This is a genomic window from Bradyrhizobium sp. 153 (assembly GCF_023073835.1).
In the GTDB taxonomy this organism is placed as follows: domain Bacteria; phylum Pseudomonadota; class Alphaproteobacteria; order Rhizobiales; family Xanthobacteraceae; genus Bradyrhizobium.
The window spans coordinates 358,548-381,732 of sequence record NZ_JADPKH010000083.1; the positions used below are offsets into that span (position 1 = coordinate 358,548).

Consider the following 23,185-nt stretch of genomic DNA (forward strand, 5'->3'; position numbering starts at 1 on the left):
GCCGGCTGCGGCATTCAAAATACCAGGGAGCATTTAAAGACAGCGCTGCAAGATTCTGCCGATTTGAGCTAGGCAGAAGCGAGCTTCATTCGACTTTCGCTTTTGAGGATACGCCGTGACGGTGATCGACTTCTCAGCTTTCATCGGACGGCTCGCCACCGTCTCGGGCGAAACCATCCTGCCGTTCTTCCGCACCTCACTGTCGGTCGACGACAAGAGCAAAACCAAGGATTTCGATCCCGTGACGGAAGCCGATCGCGCCGCGGAGGCAGTGATGCGGCGGCTGATCAAGGCCAGCTTCCCCCAGCACGGCATCGTCGGCGAGGAGTTCGGCAATGAGCGCGACGACGCCGACTATGTCTGGGTGCTCGACCCCATCGACGGCACGAAGTCCTTCATCGGCGGCTTTCCGATCTGGGGCACCCTGATCGCGCTGCTGCACAAGGGCGCGCCGGTGTTCGGCATGATGCACCAACCCTTCATCGGCGAACGCTTCTCCGGCGACAACGGCTCGGCCAATTACAAGGGCCCCTCCGGCGAGCGGCGGCTCCAGGTCCGCCGCTGCACCTCGCTCTCGCAAGCCACGACCTACACCACCAGCCCGCTGCTGATGAACGAGCGCGACCGCGCCATCTTCGGCCGCATCGAGCAGGGCGCGCGGCTGTCGCGCTATGGCGGTGACTGCTACTCCTATTGCATGCTCGCGGCCGGCCATGTCGACCTCGTGGTCGAGACCGAGCTGAAGCCCTACGACATCGCGGCGCTGATCCCGATCGTGACCGGCGCCGGCGGCATCGTCACCACGTGGGAAGGCAAGCCGGCCCAGGGTGGCGGCCGCATCATTGCGGCCGGCGACCCCAGGGTCCACGAAGAAGCACTCAAGCTATTGAACCAATAACAACGCGAGCGGAGGGCTTGCATGACCGTCTCACGCAGGCTGCTCCTCGGATTGTTCCTGCTTCTGCTGCCGACACTCGCCTCCGCGCAGAATTTTCCGGCCAAGCCGATCAAGCTGATCGTGCCGTTCCCGGCCGGCGGTCCCAACGACATCATCGCCCGGGTGATCGGCCAGCGCATGTCGGAACTGTCGGGGCAGCCGGTGCTGATCGACAATCGCGGTGGCCAGGGCGGCGTGCTCGGCACTGACGCCGTCTCCAAGGCCGCGCCCGACGGCTACACCGTCGCGATCTCCTCAGCCGGCGCGCTGGCGATCAGCCCGAGCATGGAGAAGGTCGCCTACGACACGCTCAACGACCTCACGCCGGTGACGCTGGTTGCGACCGTGCCGGAAATGCTGGTGGTCGCAACCAACGTGCCCGCCAAGGACATCGGCGAGTTGATTGCGCTCGCCAGGGCGCAGCCGGGAAAGCTCAACTTCGCCTCCTCCGGCCCCGGCAGCCTGCCGCATCTCGCCGGCGAGCTGTTCAAGTTGACGGCGAAGATCGACATCGTGCACGTGCCGTATCGCGGCGCCGCGCCGGCGGTGAATGATCTGCTGGGACAGCAGGTGCAGATGACGTTCCTCGACCTGCCGGTGCTGCTGCCGCAGGTCAAGGCCGGCGCCTTGCGCCCCATTGCGGTCGGCTCGGCCGAGCGCGCACCGACCGCGCACGACGTGCCGACCACCGCGGAAACGGGATTTCCCGCGCTACGTATCGAGAACTGGTACGGCATGGTCGCACCCAAGGGCACGCCGAACGAGAATCGTCGCCGCGCTGCATGCTCTTGCGACGAAGGCGATGGCCGATCCGGCGGTGAAGGAGAAGCTCGCAGCCCAAGGCGCGACGCTGATCGGCGATGAGCCGGAGCATTTTCGCAGCTTCATCGCGGATGAGACCAAGAAGTGGGCGAAGGTGATCAAGGACGCCGGCGTGGAGACGGCGAAGTAAAGCCCACAGACCGGAAATAGTTGGTCGAGCCGGTCGAAATACGGAATTGCGTGGAGGTATGCCTTGGCCTCTATCAGCTTCTCGCTGCCTCGACGCAGCAATCCGATATGGGTATCGACGCGCGCGGCGACCTCGCTGTCGAGCTCGAGCACGAGCCGCAGCACGCCATTGGCCGCCGGATGCTGAGGACCGAAATTGATGCTGAAGTTCTGAGGCTCGAAGACTGTTCGGGTATCCTGCTTCCGATCGAAACGTCGCAGCGATTACCGTAGCCGCGATCCACCGCGAGCGGCTTCATACAGGTTAATCGCACGCTTGAATCCCTGGGATGCGCGTGCTGCGCGCCGCTTTGGAACGCAGCCTCACCGGCTGCGTTCATTGTCGAAATTGGAGATTTTCAATGAAACATCGTTTGCTGATGATTGCCGCCGTCCTGTCGTTTGTGACGAGCTTCGGCCCTTCGACGGCGGTCGCACAGGATCGCTACTGCCTCCAGGGCCGCATTTGGGGCTATCCGGGCAATTGCCAGTTCGCCAGCTACGCTCAGTGCATGGCGACCGCATCGGGCACGCAGGCCTATTGCGGCATCAACCCTCGACATGCCTATGCACGCCGCCACAGGGGATACCGGTGATCGGCCTGAATCAGACTGACAACCGGGGCCCGCCTTGACTGACCGCGCCGCTGAGCCGAGCGGCGCCAAGACAGCAGAGCGCCAGCTCACCGCCGTTGTCTTCTCCGGCGGCCTTGGGCTCGGGGCGTATCATGGCGGTACGTTCGAAGCGCTCACTTCTCTCTCGCCACAGATCGATTGGGTGGCCGGTTCATCGTCCGGTGCGATCACGGCCGCACTGATCGCGGGAAGCCCGAGCGCCGATCGGATCCGGACTCTAAGTAATTATTGGCATGGACCGGGCGGTCGTGCCGGTCCGCCGAGCGCCCGCCGTCATCTGTCCGCCTGACTGAGCTCGATCAATACGCGCCTACTTGGCCATGCCGGCTTCTTCCATCCCCGTCTCCCGCTTCCGGCACCTCACTTCGGCGGCCTGTACGATCTCGGCCCGACGCGCGAACGCCTTCGTCAGCTGGTCGATTTCGACCGCCTGAATGACGGTGATCCCCGCATCACGATCTGCGCCACCGACCTCGAAAGCGGCGACGCCGTGCTCTTCGACTCCTCGTCGGAACGGATCGAAATGGATCACATCCTGGCCAGTTGCGGCTTCCTCCCTGAGTTCGCGCCAGTGCAGATTGCCAGCCGCTGGCTCGGCGATGGCGGGTTCTCTCTGAACGCACCATTTGAACCGATCCTGGAATCCCCGAGCCCGCTTCGCCTCTATGTGATCGACCTCTTTGCGCGCGACGGCAAAATCCCTGATGGCATCGAAGCCGCAGCCGAGCGCAAAAGCGACCTGACCTACGGCAACCAGACATTTCAGCGCCTGGACCATGCCCTGGAAGCCCGCCAGCTCCGCGCAGAGTTGCAGGGGCTTGTTTGCGACGACGTCGTCTATCTCCTGAGCTGCCGCCCGGGTCGCGAGGAGGCCGGACCCGAAAAATCCTTTGATCTTTCGGAAGCGGCGATGGCGCAGCGGTGGCGGGCGGGCCTTCTGGATATGCAATATGCAGCAAGCGTCGCCCCGATCCGGAACGGGATCTGCACCGTGCGCCGGCGATAGCGATCACTCTAGGAGCTTCGATCGATACGCTGGCGGACGTCGAGGAGAAACCGGGTCAGACCATCGTCGGCGGCCATTCCTTCAGGCGGCGCAATGGTCGTGATGCCCCAGTTCGCCAATACGGCTTCCTGCACCGGATTGCGCTGGGCGACGAACACGAAGGATTTCGGCCGGTCCTGTCGGTGCCCGGATTCATCCCAAATCTGCCAAATTCGGTGCAGCAGCAGCCGTATGTTTGGATCGGACATGCTGTAGCCGACGAAGAGCAGCGTGCTTCCCAAAGCATCGGCGCGAAAACGGATATCCAGCGGGGAATCGAATGCGAGCCGGTTGAGAAAGTCGGTCTCGGTCAGAACGAGCGAGGCATCATCGTCGAAGTCGCCGTGGAATTTGATGATGTGCGTGACGCCGGCGCCAGCGCTCGCGATCTCCTTCGCGTTGCTGATCTTCGCGTATGGCTTTTTCAGGACATCAAAGGCAGTCTCGAGATTGCGATCGTAGTTCGTTGTGTAGATGACCGGAAAATCGAGCTCGACGATGATCTGGTGGAGCTCCGAGGTGGCGATTCTCTCTGGATCGACGCGCCAATTGCGATCGAGCCAGCTGCGGAGCGGTCCGATGCCCCCACGCTTCAGCCGGTAATACTCCGCAAGCATCTGATAGCCGCCGTGCATTCCGTCGAGGACGTCGCGTTCGAGACCGAGATCGTCCAGCAGATGCTCGATCAGGGACTGCCAGGATGGTAATCCGACAGCCATCGAGACACCGGCGCCGACGAACAGGACCGCGCGGCGTCGTTCTATCGCCGCAGCCAGAACTTCGTGAGGCGGCCGCTCCTCAGATGCGAGCCTTGTCGGTCTTTGCTTCATCTAGCTTGAATGATTGCGCGGGACGCTGGTTCCTGGACAAGAAAGCCCGCCTGCCGCTCAGCAGCGAGGACGCACCCCTTTTCCGTTTGCGCCGCGAAGCGGGCAATCAACCACCGGAGCTCCGCTTTGTGCACCAGACGCGCCGCCGTTTCCGCGGAGACCCAGGTCGCTTCCCGCTCCCCTTTTTCAGGCCACCAACGCTCCTGACCATGGACCTTCATGGGAAAGACGGCAACGTCCATGGTCCGCTTGCGGTCACCCTTCCGTTTGCGATGCTTGAAGCTGCCCATCGCGCGTGTCGCAATGATGCCGACCAGCCCCGCCTCCTCGTAGGCTTCCAGCGCAGCCGTGAGGTGCGGCTCCTTGTTGCGCATCGGCGATCCCTTGGGGACACTCCATCTGCGCTTGCGCCTGGTCGTGATCAGCATCACGCGCAGTTCGGAATTATCCAGACGAAACGGCAAAGCGGCGAACTGCTTCTTTCCCATCAAACTCCTCCGTTCGGAGATTGATAAGCAAGCGCCGCAGGCATGGTTCCTGTCTGCGGAGTGGCGTCTGCAGCGATCAGAACTTCCGCTCGACCATCTTGAGGCGCAGAGCGGCGATGGCTTCTCCCGGATTGAGACCTTTCGGACAGGCCTTGGCGCAATTGAGGATGGTGTGGCAGCGATAGATCCTGAAGGGGTCCTCGAGCATGTCGAGGCGCTCGCCGGTGGCTTCGTCCCGGCTGTCGTTGATCCAGCGCGCGGCCTGAATCAGGGCCGCCGGCCCCAGGAAGCGCTCGGAATTCCACCAGTAGCTCGGGCACGACGTCGAGCAGCAGGCACAGAGAATGCACTCGTACAGTCCATCGAGCTTTGCGCGATCCTCGAGGCTTTGCCGCCATTCCCTCTGGGGCGTCGGCGAACTGGTCTGCAGCCACGGCTCGATCATGGCGAGCTGCGCATAGAAGTTCGTCAGGTCGGGCACCAGATCCTTCACTACGGGCTGATGCGGCAAGGGCAGCACGCGGAGCGGCTCACCATCCCGAATATCCTCGCTCATGGATTTGGTGCAGGCCAGCGTGTTCTGGCCGGCGATGTTCATCGAGCATGAGCCACACACGCCCTCGCGGCAGGATCGCCTGAACGTCAACGTCGAGTCGACGTTGTTCTTGATCCAGATCAGGCCGTCCAGCACCATCGGCCCGCAATCCGTCGTGTCGACAAAGTAGGTGTCGAGCCGGGGATTGCGGCCATCGTCGGGATTCCAGCGATAGATGTGAAACTCGCGCAAGCTTTTGCTGTGCGGCTTTGGCCAGACCGTTCCTTTCCCGATGCGGGAGTTTCTTGGAAGCCTGAACTCCACCATGGTCACCTCCTCCGTCAGATCGGCACAGAGCAACGCATCTGCAGGAGATCATCCAGCGAGAGACCGAACAGGACGACCGTGAATGCCGGCGCTGTCGCGAGCGCGAGCAGCATCTGATGCCTTGCATTAATGAACCCGTGCGCGGACCGGAACTTTTGCCGCGAGAACAAGCCATCTCTCGCGCAAGCGTTCCTATGACAATCGCGCTTCCGCCGCGCGAAGCTTGCGCATCTAAATAGCCAATCCATCGAGATTAACATGCGTTAAACGGACATACGCCTGCTCTACGTCGATCTTCTCGATGAAGTAGGAACGTTCGACGCGGCGATGCATCTGTCGTCCGCACGTTGGAGATGCAATCTGCTGCGAGAACCATTTTTGCCCGCTCTTGGCGGGCCTGGCTTGTCGACCTACGCTGCAAGCGCCAGAACCACATGGGCGGCGCGGGCGCGATGCAGACAAGTCAGCTTGCCTTCGCGCACCGCAATTCCGCGGCAACACCCGGCTTATGCCGCCGTGGCCCGCAAATGCTCCACCAGCATCTTCGCCGGTCTTGGCAGCGTCTTGAAGCTGCGCGCGCAGATCACGAGCTTCCGGTTGGCAAAAGCATCGCGCAGGCGGACCATGGAGAGCGGCATGGTCTTGGCGCAGCGGCGGGCGGCGGCTTCGGGCACAAGCGCCACGCCGACATCGGCGGCGACCATCTGGCAGATCGCGTCGAAGTCGCGCAGCCGCGCGCGGAAATGCGGGCGCATGCCGAGCCGCGCCGCATGTTTCGATATGTGCATCTGAAGCGCGGTGGCGCTGGTCAGGCCGACGAAGTCACAGGCGCCCGCTTCCTGAAAGTCGATCTGGCGGCGGCCCGCGAACGGGCCACGGCGCGACGTCACCAGCGTCAGCCGATCCTCGCTGAAGGGGAAGCGCTCGATATGCTCTGGCAGCGCGTGCTCGGCGGCAAAGCCGAGGTCGGCGGCGCCCGCGGTAATCGCCGCCGCAATATCGGTGCTCTCGCGCTCCTCGATGTCGACGGCGACGTCGCGATGTTCGCGCAGGAAGGCGGCCAGCGCCTTCGGCAAGTGCTCCGAGAGCCCTGAGGTATTGGCGAGGAAATGCACGCTGGCGCGCACGCCGCTGGCAAAGCCGGCGAGATCGCCACGCATGGCATCGATCTGGTGGATGACGAGGCGCGCGTGATCAAGCAAGCTCTCGCCCGCCGCCGTCAGCTCGACGCCGCGGCGCCCGCGCTTGAGCAGCGCGACGCCGAGTGCATCCTCGAGGCCCTTGATGCGTGCGCTGGCCGAGGCAAGCGCCAGGTGCGACCGCTCCGCGCCGCGGGTGATGCTGCGCTGATCGGCGACCGCGATGAAGAGCTGGAGGTCGACGAGGTCGAAGCGCATGACGGTTTTCTCCCCAGCCTTCGCATCAAGCGAAGGCTGTCTCCGTAACCTCCAGATTGTGCCGGCGCAAGGCTTCGGTCAATGTGCGGCTATGTTCGACCCCCTTCTCATTGCCGTCGCCGCTGTGTTCCTGATCGCCGGGTTCGTCAAGGGCGTCGTCGGGCTCGGCCTGCCGACGGTGTCCATGGGCCTGCTCGCGGTGAGCATGGCGCCGAGCCGCGCGATCGCCATCGTCATCGTGCCCGCGATTATCACCAACATCTGGCAGACTTTCGTCGGCCCTCATTTGCGCGACATTCTGAGGCGGCTGTGGCCGCTGATGATCGGCACCGTGATTGGATGCTGGCTCAACGCGGGCGCGTTGACCGGCCCGCATGCGCGCTACGGCACGATCGTGCTCGGCGCCCTGCTGGTCATCTACGCGGTGATCGGCCTGAACAAATTCCAGGTCCGCGTCGCGCCTGAGAACGAGAAATGGGTCGGCGGCGTGGTCGGTGTCGTCACCGGCGTGATCTCGGCCTCGACCGGCGTGCAGGTGATCCCCTCGATGCCGTTCATGCAGGCGATCGGCATGGAGAAGGACGAACTGGTGCAGGCGCTCGGCGTGTTCTTCACCACGGCGACGCTGGCGCTCGCCTTCAACCTGACTGCCGTCGGATTACTGACGCCCGCCAATGCCGTGCCTGGCGCCGTGGGACTCGCCATGGCCTTTGCCGGCATGTTCATCGGCCAGTCGGTACGGGCGCGGATGCCGGCGGAAGCGTTCCGCCGCTGGTTCCTGATCGCGATGATCCTGCTCGGCCTCTATCTTGCCGGCAGCGCGCTGGCGAAGGAGTTCGCCTGAAGGCCTGCGCCATCTTTACTCGAACAGACTTACGCCTCGGGTGCGTAACCCGGCACCCATTTTTCGTGCTGAGGCAGATCGTCCTGGATCGTCCACCACGGCGCGCGCGACGAGGTGAAAACGTGGAGGCGAGGCCGGACTTCCGGGTCGTCATCAAGCAGACCAGCGGGAATGCTGACTGTCGGGAGATAGCTCGCCTTGCCCGGCGTCAGGCAGCCGCAGGTCCTGCACCGATGGCGGAAACTTCCCGGCGAGGATTCATAAGCCACCGTTAGCTCCTCGCCTGCAACAAAGCGAAATTTGTCGGCGTCGACATGGGCGTAGGTGGCGAATGCCGCGCCGGTCAGCTTGCGGCAATTGGCACAATGGCAATGTGTCAGCCAACGTACCTGATCGATCTCGAACCGCACGGCGCCGCACAGACAGCTACCACGAATCATCAAAACCTCCCGAGCGCGGCTTCGATCGAGCGAACCGCGCGATGCTTCAGCCATTCGTTCGAACGAGTCACCGCGTCTCCAGCATGGCGACGCGGATGCCGAGATAGATGAAGAGGCCGCCGAGCGCGCGGTTGACCCAGGCGATCGCGCCCTCGGAGCTCCGCAAGCGATGGGCCGCCCTTGCCGCAAAGGCCGCCAGCACCAGGCACCACAGCGTCCCCGTGCAGATGAAGACCAAGCCGAGGGTCAGGAAGGCGAGCGGCTTGTGCGGTGAATCGGCTGCGACGAATTGCGGCAGGAAGGCGAGGAAGAACAGCGCGACCTTGGGGTTGAGCGCGTTGGTGAAGACGCCCTGGAGGAAGACCCGCCGCAGCGAGCTCCGTTCGCCTTCGTCCCTGACCGCCGCCAGCGCCGGGCGCGACCACAGCATCTGAAGTCCTGTGACGACCAGATAGGCCGCGCCGACCAACTTCAGGATCGAGAACGCAGTCGATGAGGCCATCAGCAGGGCCGAAAGGCCGATCGAGGCGCCCGCGACATGGAAAAAGCAGCCGCAACTGATGCCCAGCGCGGCGGCGGCGCCGCCCCGCCAGCCCATCTGCATGCTGCGGCCGATGACATAGACGGTATCAGGGCCCGGCGTGACGTTGAGCAGCACGCCCGACAGGATGAAGAGCCAGATCTCGTGAATGCCCAGCATGTGATGCCCCCCGTCGGCCCTGAAGCGGCTTAATCGGTTCGCCCCTCCCCGTCCACTGCCGCAATTGCGTGGGAATTAACTCGAATTTGCAATGCGGATCATACTTTCGCGCGGCCCTATCTGCTTTATAAAGGCAGGGTTCTTGAAATGCGGGATTCGGGGCGACTGCCACGCCGTGGCCGATCGCAGGTCCTTTGGAGCTCCTGGGGTATGGAAAGACGTCTGGCCGCCATTGTCTGCGCCGATGTCGCCGGCTATTCGCGCATGATGGGCAGCGACGAGGCCGGCACCCATGCTGCCTTCAAGGCCCATCGCAGCGCGATCCACCCCATCATCCTCAATCACGGCGGCCGTGTCGTGAAGAACACCGGCGACGGCTTCCTACTCGAGTTTCCCTCGATCGTCGGCGCCACCGAGGCGGCGATTGCGATGCAGACGCTGATGGCGGAGCGGAACCATCATCTGCCCGCCGACCGCGCCATGCAGTTCCGGCTCGGCATCCACATGGGCGACGTCATCGCCGACGAGGACGAAGTGTTCGGTGACGACGTCAACATTGCCGTCCGCCTGGAATCGGTGGCGAGCCCCGGCGGCTTCGCCATCTCGGCGAAGGCCTATCGCGAGGCGAGCAAGCATCTCACCGTGCCGCTCACCGACGCCGGCAACCATCGATTCAAGAACATCAAGGATGCGGTCGGAGTCTGGACCTGGACGCCCGAGGGCGCGCCGCCGCTCGCGCCCGAGCTGAGGGAGGCCTCCGCCCTTTCGCAGCAGTACCGCACCGCGATCGTCGGCGTACTGCCCTTCGCCAATCTCAGCGATGCCCAGGACGAATATTTCTCCGACGGGCTCACTGAGGATTTGATCCACGCGCTGTCGCTGCAATCCTTCTACCGCGTGCTGAGCCGCAACTCGACTTTCGCCTTCAAGGGCAAGAACACCAGCACGCGGCTGATCGCGCGCGAGATCGATGCCACCTATCTGATCCAGGGCTCGGTGCGGCGTGCCGGTGCCAAGATCCGCGTCACCGCCGAGCTGATCGCGCCGGAGAGCGGCGAGCAGCTCTGGACCGGCCGCTACGACCGCGACATTGGCGACCTGTTCGCGATGCAGGACGAGATCACCACCAACCTGTCCGCCGCCATCGCCACCGAGATCGTCCGCGCCGAAGCCTCGGCGCCGGCGCGGCTGTCGACTGACGTGAGCGCCTGGGACCGCTTTCTCAAGGGATTGTCGCACTACTACCGGCAGACCAAGGAGGATTTGGCCGTCGCGGTCGAGCTGTTCCGCGAGGCCATCAGGCTCGACCCCAAACTGTCGATCGCGCATGCCTATCTCGGCACGATCCAGATCCAGAGCATCCAGTTCGGCTGGGTCAAGGGCACGCGCGAGATGTGGGCCGAGGCGATGGACCTCGCCGAGACCAGCGTCCGGCTGGACCCGCGCTCCTCCTTCGCGTTCTCGATCCTGTCCTGGGCCCACGCCATGGAGGGGCATTACGACGCCGCGATGGACGCCGCCAAGCGCGCGGTCGCACTCAACCCCTACGACAACGGCGCGCGGGGCGTGCTCGGCATCTGCCATTTCGTCATCGGCGAACACCGCGAGGCGATCGAGCTGTTCTCGATGGCGGCGCAGCGCGACAACAGCGACCCGCGCTACCAATGGGCGGCGCTGAACGCCTTCAGTCACTATCTGTTGCGCCAATATGATGCGACCCTGTCATGGGCGCGCGAGCAGCTCTACATCAACCCGAACCACATGCAGGCACTGGCGATCCGCGCCGCGGCGTTGGCCCAAATGGGACGGAGCGGCGAGGCGAACGAGGCCGTCGGCGTGCTGATGGCAAACTATCCAACCCTGAATGTCGACAGGCACTTGCGCAACTTCCACTGGAAGCGGCCTGAGGACATCGCCCATTACCGCGAGGGTCTGCTGAAGGCTGGCGTGCCGCTCGGCAAGCTGACCCTGGTGCAGAGCGACCTCAAGCGCGCCGCCGAGTCCTGACAGGGCCACGGGTCCATTGCAGTCCATTGGCAGCCTCACGTCTGCTCTTGTTTCCAGGACAGTGAAATCCGCCACACTTCGTCACACGCTGAAGTCGTATATCGTGCTGTCGGTTTGTTAAAACTTTCGCGCTCTAACGGCGCGCCTGCTTTTTCACGATTCGGATTTGGGCCATGCATCACGCCGCTTCGAAGCCGCCCTTTGACCCTTCGATCCAGGTTTCGCCAAATAATCCCTGTCCGTTCCTTCGCGGCCTCGTCGGCGAAGGCTTCATCGACGGCGAGACCGTCCCGCTCAACACGCTATCGCAGACCATTGCGAATGCGAGCGGCGAGACGGGGGTGAAGAAGATATCGGCCCGCATCCAGGTTCGCGGCGTTGCGCTCATCGCCAACGGTATCAGTCACATCCTGAAGACCATCTGGTCGGGCCCGCAGCTCGACGCGTTGCGCGGCGGTCCGCTCGACAAGCGCGGCGCCGGCTCGCGCATCCTCGGCGTTGACGGCAAGGTCAACGAGGACGAGATCGCGCGGCTCGCGAGCTTCGGCCGGACCTACACCGATCCCAACACCGGCATCGGCGAGGTTGGCCTCAACGCCGTCGAAATCAAGACCTTCATGCACGACAACCTTCAGCGCGCCGGCAGCGCCGCACGCTGGTACGACCCGCTGCTGATGAAGTTCGAATGGCCCATCCTCCTGAAGATCATGGGCAAGGGTAAGAAGGGCGAGGAGCGTTATCTCAGCGTGGCCGACGTGCGCACGCTGTTCGAGCAGCGCAAATTCCCGGACCGTATCAACCAGCGGATCGTGTCGCAGCCGCTGCTGTCGGCCTGCCAGCTCGGCTTTCGTTGGACGGTCGCGCTCACAGCGGTCGTGATCGGTCTCGGTCTCCTCGCCCTCGTCGCGGTCGCCGAATTCCCCAACCAGGTCCGCGCCTTGCTGCCGCAGAAGGGCATTCTCGTGAATCTTCTGCCGCCACCGTTGCCGCAGCTGCCGGAGACGAAAGCGGCCTATTGGCTTGAGCAAAACTGGTCGTTGAAGGACCGGCACTGGTTCCACCATGCCAGCCAAGGCACTGCGACCTTCCCGGTGCCCTATGAGTGGTTCGTGGCGCTGGAGCAGCCGCGCCTTCATCTGTTCTCGAAGCCGGGCATGATGAAGGACAGCGCCTATCTCGAGCGCTTCGGCTTCATCCCGAGCCCGCAGTCGATCCTGACCGACACGGCGACGCTGCGCCGGTTCGGCTACGCCAATGTCTACGAAACGACGCCGGTGTCGGACTGGTCGACGAGATGGACGCCGACGGAGAACGTCGACGGCCTGCCGGTTGGCTTCGCGCGGATGACCGGTGTCGTCGATCCCGCGACGGGGCCGCCGCGAAGAGGATAAGATCGGGCTGACCTGCGCGGCCTGTCATACCGGCCAGATCCATTATCAGGACGTCGACGTCCGCTTCGACGGCGGTCCGGCGATGACCGACCTGAAGAAGCTCGAGCTCGCGACCGGCCTGTCGATCGCCTACACGCTGCACGTTCCGTTCCGCTTTCAACGCTTCGCCGATCGCGTGCTCGGCGCTGAGGCCAGCAAGACGGACCGCGCCGCGCTCAAGCAGAAGCTCAGCACGATCGGCACCTTCCTGATCGATTGGGCAAAAACCCAGCAACAAACGATCGAAGGCAAGACAACCTGGGACGGCAAGCAGCAGAAGGATACCGAGGAAGGGTTCGGCCGGCTCGATGCCCTCAACCGCATCGGCAATCAGGTCTTTTCGCAAGATCTCGCTCTGAGCGGCGTCAAGGGATTCGAGAAGAACCTGCACGCCCAGGACGCGCCGGTCAGCTACCCCGCGATCTGGACCGTGCCGTGGTTCAAGTTCGCCCAGTACGACGCCTCGATCGAGCAGCCGCTGATCCGCAACGCCGGCGAAGCCCTCGGCGTGACGGCCCTGCTTAACCTGTCCGATGCCTATCCAGAGGACAGGCTGTGGCGCTCCTCGGTGAACATCACGACACTCGGCTGGATCGAGGACTTGCTGAGAGGCCCCGATCCGTTCAAGGCCGCCGATCCTTCCTCCGGTCCGAAGTTCGGCGGCCTGCTCGCGCCGAAATGGCCCTCGCAGATCCTCGGCGATGCCTGGAGGCTGAAGCCTGATCGCGTCGAACGCGGCCGTGCGATCTACACCGAGATGTGCTCCGGATGCCATCTGCCCGCCGTCGACAGCCCGGCCTTCTGGTCATCGAAGCATTGGGAGCCGAGCGGCGACAGCAAGGTCCTGAACGCGGTGACGATCCCCCTCGACGAGATCAAGACGGATCCCGAACAGTCCCTTGTCCTCAGCAAGAGGACCGTCGATGTGCCCGGCTTCCTGAAGGTGAACACGGCCGATCTCCAGAAATGGTGGCAATGCGACATCCCGACCGCAAGCACCTCGCCCAACGAGATGATCTATGCGCTCGGCCTGATGACGGTGGTCGATCTCGTCGCCCGCAAATGGATGGACGACGAGAAGATGCCGGAGGCCGAGCGGGCGAAATTATGGAATCTCGCGCGCAAGAACTGTCTCAATCCCGCGCCTGATCCGCGCTATCGCGCGCGGCCACTGAACGGCATCTGGGCCACCGCACCTTACCTGCACAACGGTTCGGTACCTTCACTGTATTGGTTGCTGAAGCCGGCGGGCGAGCGCCCGCAAAAATTCTGCATGGGCCGCCGCGACTATGATCCCGAGACCGTCGGTTTTGCAGTCACCGACAACGAGCGTTGCAAGACCGGCGAAACGGAATTCTCTGCGACGGGATCGGACGGCAAGCCGATCCAGGGCAACAGCGTGCTCGGCCATTCCTTCGAGCGCAAGGAAGGCGATCCGAAGCGCCCCGGCGTCATCGGCCGCGCGTTCAAGGACGATGCCGAGCGCTACGATTTGATCGAGTATTTGAAGACGCTGTGAGCACCGCCATTTGCTTCGTCGCAAGAGCTCCTCGCAATAACGGAGGATGAGGATTCTCTGCAGGTCCACACCACTCTTGCGGAACCAGGGCTCTCACTTGAACAGCGGCGTGCCCGGCACGAAGGCGTCGAAGGCGGCCCAGAACTGGGAGCGGTAACGGTCCTGCTCCTGGAGTATCTCGTGCTTCGAGCCCGCGATGACGAGATGCGAGCCGGCGCGCAAATGATAGGCGAACTCCTCGATCGCAGCGGTGGAGACCACGGTGTCGCTGGAGGCCGCCAGCATCAGGATTGGCTGGCGGATCTCTGACGGATATTTCACGCGCTTGAAGGTTTGCATCGCGCTGAAGGCAGCGTCGGCCCAGGCCACCGTCGGGGACGCCAGCCCCAGCGTCGGATCCTCCTCCAGGATCGCGACATTGCGCGCATAGCGCACGGGATCGCTGGTCAAGGGATTGTTGATGAAGGGATCGAGCCCGGTGATGCGGCTGCTGCCGCCGGGGACATAACGGCTGCCCTGCCCGAACAGGCGCATCGTCTTTATGAGCGCGCGGGCCGGAAACGACGTGGTGCGGCCAGGCAGGTCGATCATCGGCGCCGACAGCACCATGCGGTCGAACCAGCGCTTGCCGGCATGCGCGACCCGCAGCAGCACCGTGCCGCCCATGGAATGGGCGAGCGCAAAGAACGGCGGCGGGCAATCCGGCAACACCACCTGCTGCACGAAGGTCTCGACGTCCACCTCGAAATCGGCGAAGTCGCGCACATAGCCCTTGCGCGGATCGCGCAGGCGGCGCGAGGAATGGCCCTGTCCGCGCCAGTCGATCATCGCCACCGCAAAGCCGCGGTCGCGCAAATCCCGGACCGTCTCGAAATATTTCTCGATCTGCTCGCTGCGCCCGGTGAAGACGCAGACCGTGCCCTTGCGGCCCGCCGGCGGCGCCCAGCGCGCAAAGCGCAACTCGGCGCCATCGGGGGTCTTGATGGTGCCGCTGACGACGTTTTCGGGGACGGGATTGGACGGGATCGAGACCAGCGTCATAGGCGGGAAGTACTGCAAATCAAGGGGCTAAAGCGCCGAAAAGGCGCAAATGCCGCCCTCTTGAACGCCGTCTCGTTCCACCCATATCATTTTCGTGCAGGCCGCTACCAGTGTTTCGGAACCGGAACATCAGGCTGCACACAGACGAAAGCCCGGCCCGATTGGCGGGCGGGTTACCCAACAGTCGCTCTATGGAGGACTTGACCATGCGTAGCTATGATCTCACCCCGTTCTATCGTTCCACCGTCGGCTTCGACCGCCTCTTCAGCCTGCTCGACCAGGCAACATCGGACGGCAGCCCCGGTTATCCCCCCTACAACATCGAGCGCACCGGCGAGAACGCCTACCGCATCACCGTTGCGGTCTCTGGCTTCGCCAAGGATGAGCTCTCCATCGTCGCGAAGGAAAACACGCTGACGATCAAGGGCGAGAAAGTCGCCAACGAGAACTCGCAATCCGAAGTGCTCTACCGCGGCATCGCCGCGCGTGCCTTCGAGCGCGCCTTCCAGCTTGCCGACTTCGTGCAGGTGAAGGACGCCTCGCTCGAGAATGGCCTGCTTCACGTCGACCTCGTACGCGAGATTCCCGAGGCCAAGAAGCCGCGCCAGATCGCGATCAACACCAGCGCCCCGAAGGCGCAGGTGATCGAGAGCTCCGCGCAAGCCGCCGCGTAAAGGCACGTCACTTCCAAGTTGCGAGAACGCCCCGGTGCCCCGGGGCGTTTTTTTCGTTCGTGATCGCGCCTCCCGCCGTCGTTCTGGCGAAGGCGACGACCCACACCCCAGCGAGACGATTGGCGAAGACTCGCCTCCGGCACGAACACCTCACTTCGGCCGATAGACCTCGCGGTATGGGTTCTGGCCTTCGCCACGACACCGTTTCTGTGCCGCTATTGCACCGCATCACAGAGCAGTGAAGTCGCGTAACGCGGCCACCCCTCCCTCCGTCCTATGGTCATCGAAACCAAAACGAGACGGAAAACGATCATGACACTCTGGCGCAGCCTTTTCGTCGCCGCGAGCCTTTTAGCGGCCCCCATCCGCCTTGCCGACGCGCAGACACCGCAAACAGTGAAAGCCAACAACGTCGTGCTGGTGCACGGCGCCTGGGCCGACGGCTCGAGCTGGTCGGAGGTGATCCCGATCCTCCAGGCCGCAGGCCTGCACGTGACCGCCGTGCAGAATCCGCTGTCGTCGCTTGCGGACTCGGTCGACGCGACCAAGCGCGTACTGGCTGAACAGGACGGACCGACCGTGCTGGTCGCGCATTCCTGGGGCGGCACCGTGATCAGCCAGGTCGGCACTGACCCGAAGGTCACCGGCCTCGTCTATGTCGCTGCACGTGCTCCCGACGCGAACGAGGATTTCGTCGCGCTGTCCAAGCAGTTTCCGGCGGGACCTGCCCGCGCAGGCATTGTCGAGCGCGACGGCTACACAAAACTCTCGGAAGACGCCTTCCTGAAATATTTCGCCAATGGCGTGAAGTCGGAGCAGGCCAAGGAGCTCTACGCGGTGCAATGGCCAACCGCAGCCTCAATCTTCGCCGGCCGCACCACGGAAGCTGCATGGCACAGCAAGCCGGCCTGGTACGCGGTGTCGAAGAACGACTACACCATCAATCCCGATCTCGAACGTTTCCTCGCCAAGCGCATGAACGCCACCACGATCGAGCTCGATGCCGGCCACCTCTCGCTGGTGTCGCATCCGAGGGAAGTGGCGAAGCTGATCCTGAACGCGGCGGGGTATGGGCATAGCTGAGGAACGATGGCCTGATGCAAAGGCGCCCGAGATTGTCGGGCGCCTTTCATTTTTGCCCACATCTCTCCGCAGCGTCCTGGTGAAAGCCAGGACGACACCGAGGAATTTAAGACGGGCCGTCGCGTCAAGCAGCAGCTCGCTAATCCAGGCCCTGTGCGGCCGGCATCTCCTGGGTCGGCATGATCGCCGGCGCCGGCTTGGCCTGAGCGACGGTTGGCGGGGCCGCCTGCGGAGCGGCCTCGGCAGGCTTTGCGGCCACGGCAGTGGTCTGCTGCGCGGGCCGTGCCTGTACCGGCGGCGGCGCCTGAGCCTCCTGCCGCGCGGGTTCGGCCGGCTTCGCCGCGGCCACCGGCGTCGCCCCGCGCCGCGGGGCAGCCTTGGGCATCGGCACCGTGCGGCTGGCGACATGCGGAATCGAAGCCGGCGGGCGCGGCGGGCCGCTGCGGATCACCGTCGGCGGCGGGAGCGCGCTTTGCGGGCCGTAAGGCGCGACCGCGTGCTCGTCATAGGCGGGCGCCATGCCGTAGGCGTCACTGGCGCGCATGAAGCGGATGATCCGTCCGTCGCGGGCGTCGATCACCAGCCGGCCATCGTCGCCGCGATGGTCGATCACTGCGATGGTGTAGACGCTGCCGCGCAGGCGCGGGATGCCGAGCGGCGAGAAGCCGTTTTCGCGCAGCACCGCATAGACCTCGGTCGACGGCAGCAGCACCGGGGCCGGACCGCGCCCCTCGGAGCCGTAGCCATAGCCGTAACGCGGCGGCGGTGGCGGCGCGGCCTCCGGCGGCGCATAGGGTCCGTCGAAATCCGACACTGCGATAACGCCCCCTCTCCCGATACCGTTCGGAGGAGCCTGCGCATGCCCCGCACTTGCGGCCAGCGCCAGCGCGGCGGCAGCCACACATCCTGTGAAAAACTTCATGGTCGAGACGCTCCTGTCAGGCCCCCCGACGGCGGCCCTCTTTCGCTTCGCGCGGCGTGGCGCGCCTTCCGAAGGGTTGATCCGAAGCTTCATTCGGGATTTCGGCGCCCGCGGGGCCGGATCGGGGCACGTTTGCTTCAAAACCGGGGCTGCCGGCCTACGGAAAGCGGGAATTGACACCTCGGGAATCGGGACTTGTGCGCGCTTGTGTGCTAGACAAAAATTTGGCAAGGTGATGGTTAGGACAGGAAAGCTGTCTCAATTTTGCTTGCGGTCCCCGGCATGGGGATTGCAGCGAAAGCGGTGCTCTCGAGCGCCGGGAAGGTACCAGGCAAAGCCGTTCTCGGGGACGAAGAACGCCTAGGCCTGAATTTAAGAAAATGCGGCTCGCTAGCGGACGAGCGGTGACCCAGAGGCGGGTGCCGCGGAACGCCCAAGGTGCGCCGAAGATGGCGGTGAGGCAGCTTGCCGCATGGAGAGGACAGGACAATGAACGGGTCGCAATTCGGGCGCGCAAACATCGTGGCAGAACAGCTGTCGGCGACGGTCGCCTCGAAAACGACCGATCCGATTCAGGAACACAATTCGCGCCCTGAAGCCGAAGGCCTGTACGATCCGAGCCTGGAGAAGGACTCCTGCGGCGTCGGCTTCATCGCCAACATCAAGGGCAAGAAGTCGCACGAGATCGTCGCGGACGCGCTGAGCATCCTCTGCAACCTCGAGCATCGCGGCGCCGTCGGCGCCGATCCGCGCGCCGGTGACGGTGCCGGCATCCTGGTGCAGATCCCGCACGCCTTCTTCAGCCGCAAGGCGAAGGAGCTCGGCTTCGCGCTGCCGAATCCGGGCGAATATGCCATCGGCGCGCTGTTCATGCCGCGCGACACCGCCTGGCGCAACGTCATCAAGAGCATCATCGCCGACCAAATCAAGGAAGAGGGCCTGACGCTGCTCGGCTGGCGCGACGTGCCGACCGACAATTCCTCGCTAGGCATCACCGTGAAGCCGACCGAGCCGGCCTGCATGCAGGTGTTCATCGGCCGCAACGGCACCGCCAAGACCGAGGACGAATTCGAGCGCCGGCTCTACATCCTGCGCAAGTCGATCTCGCAGGCGATCTACCAGCGCCGCGACCGCGGACTTGCGGGCTATTACCCCTGCTCGATGTCCTGCCGCACTGTGATCTACAAGGGCATGTTCCTCGCCGACCAGCTCGGCAAGTACTATCCCGATTTGCACGAGAAGGACTTCGAGAGCGCGCTGGCACTCGTTCACCAGCGCTTCTCGACCAACACCTTCCCGGCCTGGTCGCTGGCGCATCCCTATCGCATGATCGCGCATAACGGCGAGATCAACACGCTGCGCGGCAACGTCAACTGGATGGCGGCGCGCCAGGCCTCGGTGAGCTCCGAGCTCTACGGCAAGGACATCAACCGGCTCTGGCCGATCTCCTATGAGGGACAGTCGGACACCGCCTGCTTCGACAACGCGCTCGAATTTCTGGTGCAGGGCGGCTACTCACTGCCGCACGCCGTCATGATGATGATTCCGGAGGCGTGGGCCGGCAATCCCTTGATGGATGAGAAGCGCCGCGCCTTCTACGAATATCACGCCGCGCTGATGGAGCCGTGGGATGGCCCCGCCGCGATCGCCTTCACCGACGGCCGCCAGATCGGCGCCACGCTCGACCGCAACGGATTGCGGCCGGCGCGCTATCTGGTGACCAAAGACGACCGCATCGTGATGGCGTCCGAGATGGGCGTGCTGACGATCCCCGAGGACCAGATCATCACCAAGTGGCGCTTGCAGCCGGGCAAGATGCTGCTGGTCGACCTCGAACAGGGCCGCTTGATTCCCGACGACGAGATCAAGGCCGAGCTTGCCAAGAGCCATCCCTACAAGGAGTGGCTGGAGCGGACCCAGATCGTGCTGGAGGAGTTGCCGAAGGTGCCGACCACCGGCGTGCGCTCCAACCTGTCGCTGCTCGATCGCCAGCAGGCGTTCGGCTACAGCCAGGAAGACATCACCATCCTGATGACGCCGATGGCGGCCACAGGCGAGGAAGCCGCGGGCTCGATGGGCAACGACACGCCGATCTCGGCGCTGTCGGACAAGGCCAAGCCGCTGTTCACCTACTTCAAGCAGAACTTTGCGCAGGTCACCAACCCGCCGATCGACCCGATCCGCGAAGAGCTGGTGATGAGCCTCGTCTCAATCATCGGGCCCCGGCCGAACCTGTTCGATCTGCAAGGCATGGCCACGACCAAGCGCCTCGAAGTGCGCCAGCCGATCCTGACCGACGCGGACCTTGAAAAGATCCGCTCGATCTCCGAGGTCGCCGAGTCGCACTTCAAGTCGCGCACGCTCGACACCACATTCCACGCTGGCCTCGGGGCGGCCGGCATGGATCAGGTGCTCGACGAGCTCTGCGCGCGCGCTGAGAGCGCGGTGCGCGAGGGCGTCAACATCATCATCCTGTCCGACCGCATGGTCGGCACCGACCGGGTGCCGATCCCGTCGCTGCTGGCCTGCGCCGCCGTGCATCACCACCTGATCCGCACCGGCTTGCGCACCTCGGTCGGCCTCGTCGTCGAATCCGGCGAGCCGCGCGAAGTGCATCACTTTGCCTGCCTTGCAGGCTACGGCGCCGAAGCGATCAATCCTTACCTCGCGTTCGAGACCATCATCGCGATGAAGGACCGCCTGCCCGGCTCGCTCGACGACTACGAGATCGTCAAGCGCTACATCAAGTCGATCGGCAAGGGCCTGCTCAAGGTGATGTCCAAGATGGGCATCTCGACCTACCAGTCCTATTGCGGCGCGCAGATTTTCGACGCAGTCGGCCTCAAGGCGGACTTCGTCGCAAAGTTCTTCGCCGGCACGCACACCCGCGTCGAGGGCGTCGGTCTTTCCGAGATCGCCGAAGAAGCGGTACGCCGCCATGCCGACGCGTTCGGCGAGGCGCAGGTCTACAAGACCGCGCTCGACGTCGGCGGCGAATACGCCTATCGCAGCCGCGGCGAGGACCATGCATGGACCGCCGAGTCAGTGTCGCTGCTCCAGCACGCCGCCCGCGGCAATTCGCAGGAGCGCTACCGCGCCTTCGCAAAAATCCTCAATGAGCAGTCGGAGCGCCTTTTGACGCTGCGCGGCCTCTTCCGGATCAAGAACGCGGAGGAGGAGAAGCGCAAGCCGGTGCCGCTCGACCAGGTCGAGCCGGCCAAGGAGATCGTCAAGCGTTTCGCAACAGGTGCGATGAGCTTCGGCTCGATCTCGCGCGAGGCCCATACCACGCTCGCGATCGCGATGAACCGGATCGGCGGCAAGTCGAACACCGGTGAAGGCGGCGAGGAAGCCGACCGCTTCAAGCCGATGCCGAACGGCGATTCCATGCGCTCGGCGATCAAGCAGGTCGCCTCGGGCCGTTTCGGCGTCACCACGGAGTATCTCGTCAACTCCGACATGATGCAGATCAAGATGGCACAGGGCGCCAAGCCCGGCGAAGGCGGCCAGCTGCCCGGTCACAAGGTCGACGCGACCATCGCCAGGGTCCGGCACTCGACGCCGGGCGTCGGCCTGATCTCGCCGCCGCCGCACCACGACATCTACTCGATCGAGGATCTGGCGCAGCTCATCTACGACCTCAAGAACGTCAACCCGGCGGGCGACGTCTCGGTCAAGCTCGTCTCCGAGATCGGCGTCGGCACGGTCGCCGCGGGCGTCGCCAAGGCGCGCGCCGACCATGTCACCATCGCGGGCTTCGAGGGCGGCACTGGCGCCTCGCCGCTGACGTCGATCAAGCACGCCGGCTCGCCCTGGGAGATCGGCCTCGCCGAGACCCATCAGACCCTGGTGCGCGAGCGGCTGCGCAGCCGCATCGTGGTCCAGGTCGACGGCGGCTTCCGCACCGGCCGTGACGTCGTGATCGGCGCGCTGCTGGGCGCCGACGAGTTCGGCTTCGCCACCGCGCCCTTGATCGCGGCCGGCTGCATCATGATGCGCAAGTGCCACCTCAACACCTGTCCGGTCGGCGTCGCGACGCAGGATCCGGTGCTGCGCAAGCGCTTTACCGGCCAGCCCGAGCACGTGATCAACTACTTCTTCTTCGTCGCGGAAGAAGTCCGCGAGATCATGGCTTCGCTCGGCTTCCGCACCTTCAACGAAATGGTCGGCCAGGTGCAGCTGCTCGACCAGACCAAGCTGGTCGCGCACTGGAAGGCCAAGGGCCTCGACTTCTCAAAGCTGTTCGTCAAGCAGAAGGAAGAGAACGGCCAGAAGATCTATCATTCCGAGCGCCAGAACCATCATCTGGAGGCCGTGCTCGACCGCACGCTGATCGAGAAGGCGACGCCTGCGCTTGACCGCGGCGCGCCGGTGAAGATCGAGGCCGCGATCAACAGCACCAACCGTTCCGCCGGCGCCATGCTGTCGGGTGCGGTCGCCAAGATCTACGGCCATGCCGGCCTGCCGCATGACACCATCCATGTCAGCCTCAAGGGCACTGCCGGACAGGCCTTCGGCGCCTGGCTCGCCAACGGCGTCACCTTCGAGCTCGAGGGTGAGGCCAACGACTATGTCGGCAAGGGCCTCTCGGGCGGCAAGATCATAGTCAAGCCGCCGAGGAACTCTGCGATCGTGCCGGAAGAGAGCATCATCGTCGGCAATACCGTGATGTACGGCGCGATCGAAGGCGAATGCTACTTCCGCGGCATCGCCGGCGAGCGCTTTGCCGTGCGCAACTCGGGTGCGGTCGCGGTGGTCGAGGGCGCGGGCGATCATTGCTGCGAATACATGACCGGCGGCATCGTGGTCGTGCTCGGCAAGACCGGGCGCAACTTCGCGGCGGGCATGTCCGGCGGCATCGCCTACGTGCTGGACGAGGCCGGCGATTTCGACCGGCTGTGCAATCTGTCGATGGTCGAGCTCGAGCCGGTGCTGTCGGAAGAGCTGATCAATGCCGGCACCTATCACCACGCCGGTGACCTCGAGGCGCATGGCCGGGTCGACGTGTTCAAGAACCTGCTCGCCTCCGACGTCGAGCGGCTGCACGTGCTGATCTCGCGCCATGCCAAAGCGACCGGCTCCAAGCGCGCCGCCGACATCCTTGCCAATTGGAAGGAATGGCTGCCTAAATTCCGCAAGGTGATGCCGGTCGAGTACCGGCGCGCGCTGCGCGAAATGGCCGCCAATGCTGACGCCGAGCCGAAGATCGCAATCGGGGCGTAGAGAATAACCTCATGGTGAGGAGGCGCGGAGCGCCGTCTCGAACCATGAGGCCACCATCCGGGACCTCATCCTTCGAGACGCGGCGCGAAAGGGCGCCGCTCCTCAGGATGAGGAGTGA

The 23,185-nt window shown here is 64.2% G+C and carries 15 protein-coding genes and 4 pseudogenes; 10 read left to right on the forward strand and 9 right to left on the reverse strand.

What is annotated here, in order from left to right; genetic code table 11:
• Nucleotides 1-115: 115 nt before the first annotated feature.
• Nucleotides 116-898 (forward strand): histidinol-phosphatase, encoded by a 783-nt coding sequence (gene hisN / locus IVA91_RS22350; RefSeq protein WP_247277674.1) that lies wholly within the window; start codon nt 116-118, stop codon nt 896-898.
• A 21-nt stretch (nt 899-919) separates the two neighbouring features.
• Nucleotides 920-1,889 (forward strand): annotated as a pseudogene (locus IVA91_RS22355) (tripartite tricarboxylate transporter substrate binding protein).
• A gap of 11 nt (nt 1,890-1,900) precedes the next feature.
• Here the strand turns inward: IVA91_RS22355 and IVA91_RS22360 are convergent.
• Nucleotides 1,901-2,149 (reverse strand): annotated as a pseudogene (locus tag IVA91_RS22360) (hypothetical protein); the annotation flags it as partial.
• Nucleotides 2,150-2,289: 140 nt separating this feature from the next.
• On the opposite strand from IVA91_RS22360, the gene IVA91_RS22365 reads away from it, so the two are divergent.
• Together IVA91_RS22365 and IVA91_RS37195 are read left to right on the forward strand one after the other, a co-directional pair.
• On the forward strand, nt 2,290-2,523 hold the full coding sequence (locus IVA91_RS22365; RefSeq protein ID WP_247277675.1) for a DUF3551 domain-containing protein: 234 nt from the start codon (nt 2,290-2,292) through the stop codon (nt 2,521-2,523).
• 34 nt (nt 2,524-2,557) lie between these two features.
• Nucleotides 2,558-3,568: pseudogene (locus tag IVA91_RS37195) on the forward strand (patatin-like phospholipase family protein).
• An 8-nt stretch (nt 3,569-3,576) separates the two neighbouring features.
• Here the strand turns inward: IVA91_RS37195 and IVA91_RS22385 are convergent.
• The 4 genes from IVA91_RS22385 to IVA91_RS22400 form a co-directional block, all read right to left on the reverse strand.
• Nucleotides 3,577-4,437, reverse strand: a complete 861-nt coding sequence (locus tag IVA91_RS22385; RefSeq protein ID WP_247277677.1) for an SIR2 family protein — start codon at nt 4,435-4,437, stop codon at nt 3,577-3,579.
• Nucleotides 4,434-4,925 (reverse strand): NUDIX hydrolase, encoded by a 492-nt coding sequence (locus IVA91_RS22390; protein ID WP_247459124.1) that lies wholly within the window; start codon nt 4,923-4,925, stop codon nt 4,434-4,436. The genes IVA91_RS22385 and IVA91_RS22390 overlap by 4 nt, the downstream gene beginning before the upstream one ends.
• 76 nt (nt 4,926-5,001) lie before the next feature.
• Nucleotides 5,002-5,787 carry a succinate dehydrogenase iron-sulfur subunit gene (locus IVA91_RS22395; RefSeq protein WP_247277679.1) on the reverse strand — a complete coding sequence of 262 codons (786 nt, stop codon included), beginning with the start codon at nt 5,785-5,787 and terminating at the stop codon, nt 5,002-5,004.
• 506 nt (nt 5,788-6,293) lie between these two features.
• Nucleotides 6,294-7,184, reverse strand: a complete 891-nt coding sequence (locus tag IVA91_RS22400; protein WP_247277680.1) for a LysR substrate-binding domain-containing protein — start codon at nt 7,182-7,184, stop codon at nt 6,294-6,296.
• A gap of 91 nt (nt 7,185-7,275) precedes the next feature.
• On the opposite strand from IVA91_RS22400, the gene IVA91_RS22405 reads away from it, so the two are divergent.
• Nucleotides 7,276-8,028, forward strand: a complete 753-nt coding sequence (locus IVA91_RS22405) for a sulfite exporter TauE/SafE family protein (RefSeq protein WP_247277681.1) — start codon at nt 7,276-7,278, stop codon at nt 8,026-8,028.
• 29 nt (nt 8,029-8,057) lie between these two features.
• Here IVA91_RS22405 and IVA91_RS22410 read toward each other — a convergent pair whose 3' ends face one another.
• The gene (locus IVA91_RS22410; protein WP_247277682.1) at nt 8,058-8,522 is read right to left on the reverse strand and encodes a GFA family protein; all 465 of its coding nucleotides are present in this window, start codon (nt 8,520-8,522) and stop codon (nt 8,058-8,060) included.
• 13 nt (nt 8,523-8,535) lie between these two features.
• Entirely contained in the window at nt 8,536-9,168 is a 633-nt protein-coding gene (locus IVA91_RS22415) for a LysE family translocator (RefSeq protein ID WP_247417116.1), read from the reverse strand.
• A 210-nt stretch (nt 9,169-9,378) separates the two neighbouring features.
• Between IVA91_RS22415 and IVA91_RS22420 the strand changes: the two genes are divergently transcribed.
• The gene (locus IVA91_RS22420; RefSeq protein ID WP_247277684.1) at nt 9,379-11,175 is read left to right on the forward strand and encodes a tetratricopeptide repeat protein; all 1,797 of its coding nucleotides are present in this window, start codon (nt 9,379-9,381) and stop codon (nt 11,173-11,175) included.
• Between the two features lie 173 nt (nt 11,176-11,348).
• Nucleotides 11,349-14,124: pseudogene (locus IVA91_RS22425) on the forward strand (di-heme-cytochrome C peroxidase).
• A 93-nt stretch (nt 14,125-14,217) separates the two neighbouring features.
• Here IVA91_RS22425 and IVA91_RS22430 read toward each other — a convergent pair.
• Nucleotides 14,218-15,165: an alpha/beta hydrolase gene (locus IVA91_RS22430; RefSeq protein ID WP_247277686.1), complete on the reverse strand. Its 948-nt coding sequence runs from the start codon at nt 15,163-15,165 to the stop codon at nt 14,218-14,220.
• A gap of 206 nt (nt 15,166-15,371) precedes the next feature.
• Here IVA91_RS22430 and IVA91_RS22435 point away from each other — a divergent pair, with 206 nt between their 5' ends.
• Together IVA91_RS22435 and IVA91_RS22440 are read left to right on the forward strand one after the other, a co-directional pair.
• The gene (locus IVA91_RS22435) at nt 15,372-15,839 is read left to right on the forward strand and encodes an Hsp20 family protein (RefSeq protein WP_247277687.1); all 468 of its coding nucleotides are present in this window, start codon (nt 15,372-15,374) and stop codon (nt 15,837-15,839) included.
• A 312-nt stretch (nt 15,840-16,151) separates the two neighbouring features.
• The gene (locus IVA91_RS22440) at nt 16,152-16,922 is read left to right on the forward strand and encodes an alpha/beta hydrolase (protein WP_247277688.1); all 771 of its coding nucleotides are present in this window, start codon (nt 16,152-16,154) and stop codon (nt 16,920-16,922) included.
• 139 nt (nt 16,923-17,061) lie between these two features.
• Here the strand turns inward: IVA91_RS22440 and IVA91_RS22445 are convergent, their stop codons facing one another.
• Nucleotides 17,062-17,844 carry a hypothetical protein gene (locus tag IVA91_RS22445; RefSeq protein ID WP_247277689.1) on the reverse strand — a complete coding sequence of 261 codons (783 nt, stop codon included), beginning with the start codon at nt 17,842-17,844 and terminating at the stop codon, nt 17,062-17,064.
• A gap of 489 nt (nt 17,845-18,333) precedes the next feature.
• Here IVA91_RS22445 and gltB point away from each other — a divergent pair, with 489 nt between their 5' ends.
• Complete coding sequence (gltB, locus tag IVA91_RS22450) at nt 18,334-23,067, forward strand: glutamate synthase large subunit (protein ID WP_247277690.1); 4,734 nt, start codon at nt 18,334-18,336, stop codon at nt 23,065-23,067.
• The last annotated feature ends 118 nt before the right edge of the window (nt 23,068-23,185 follow it).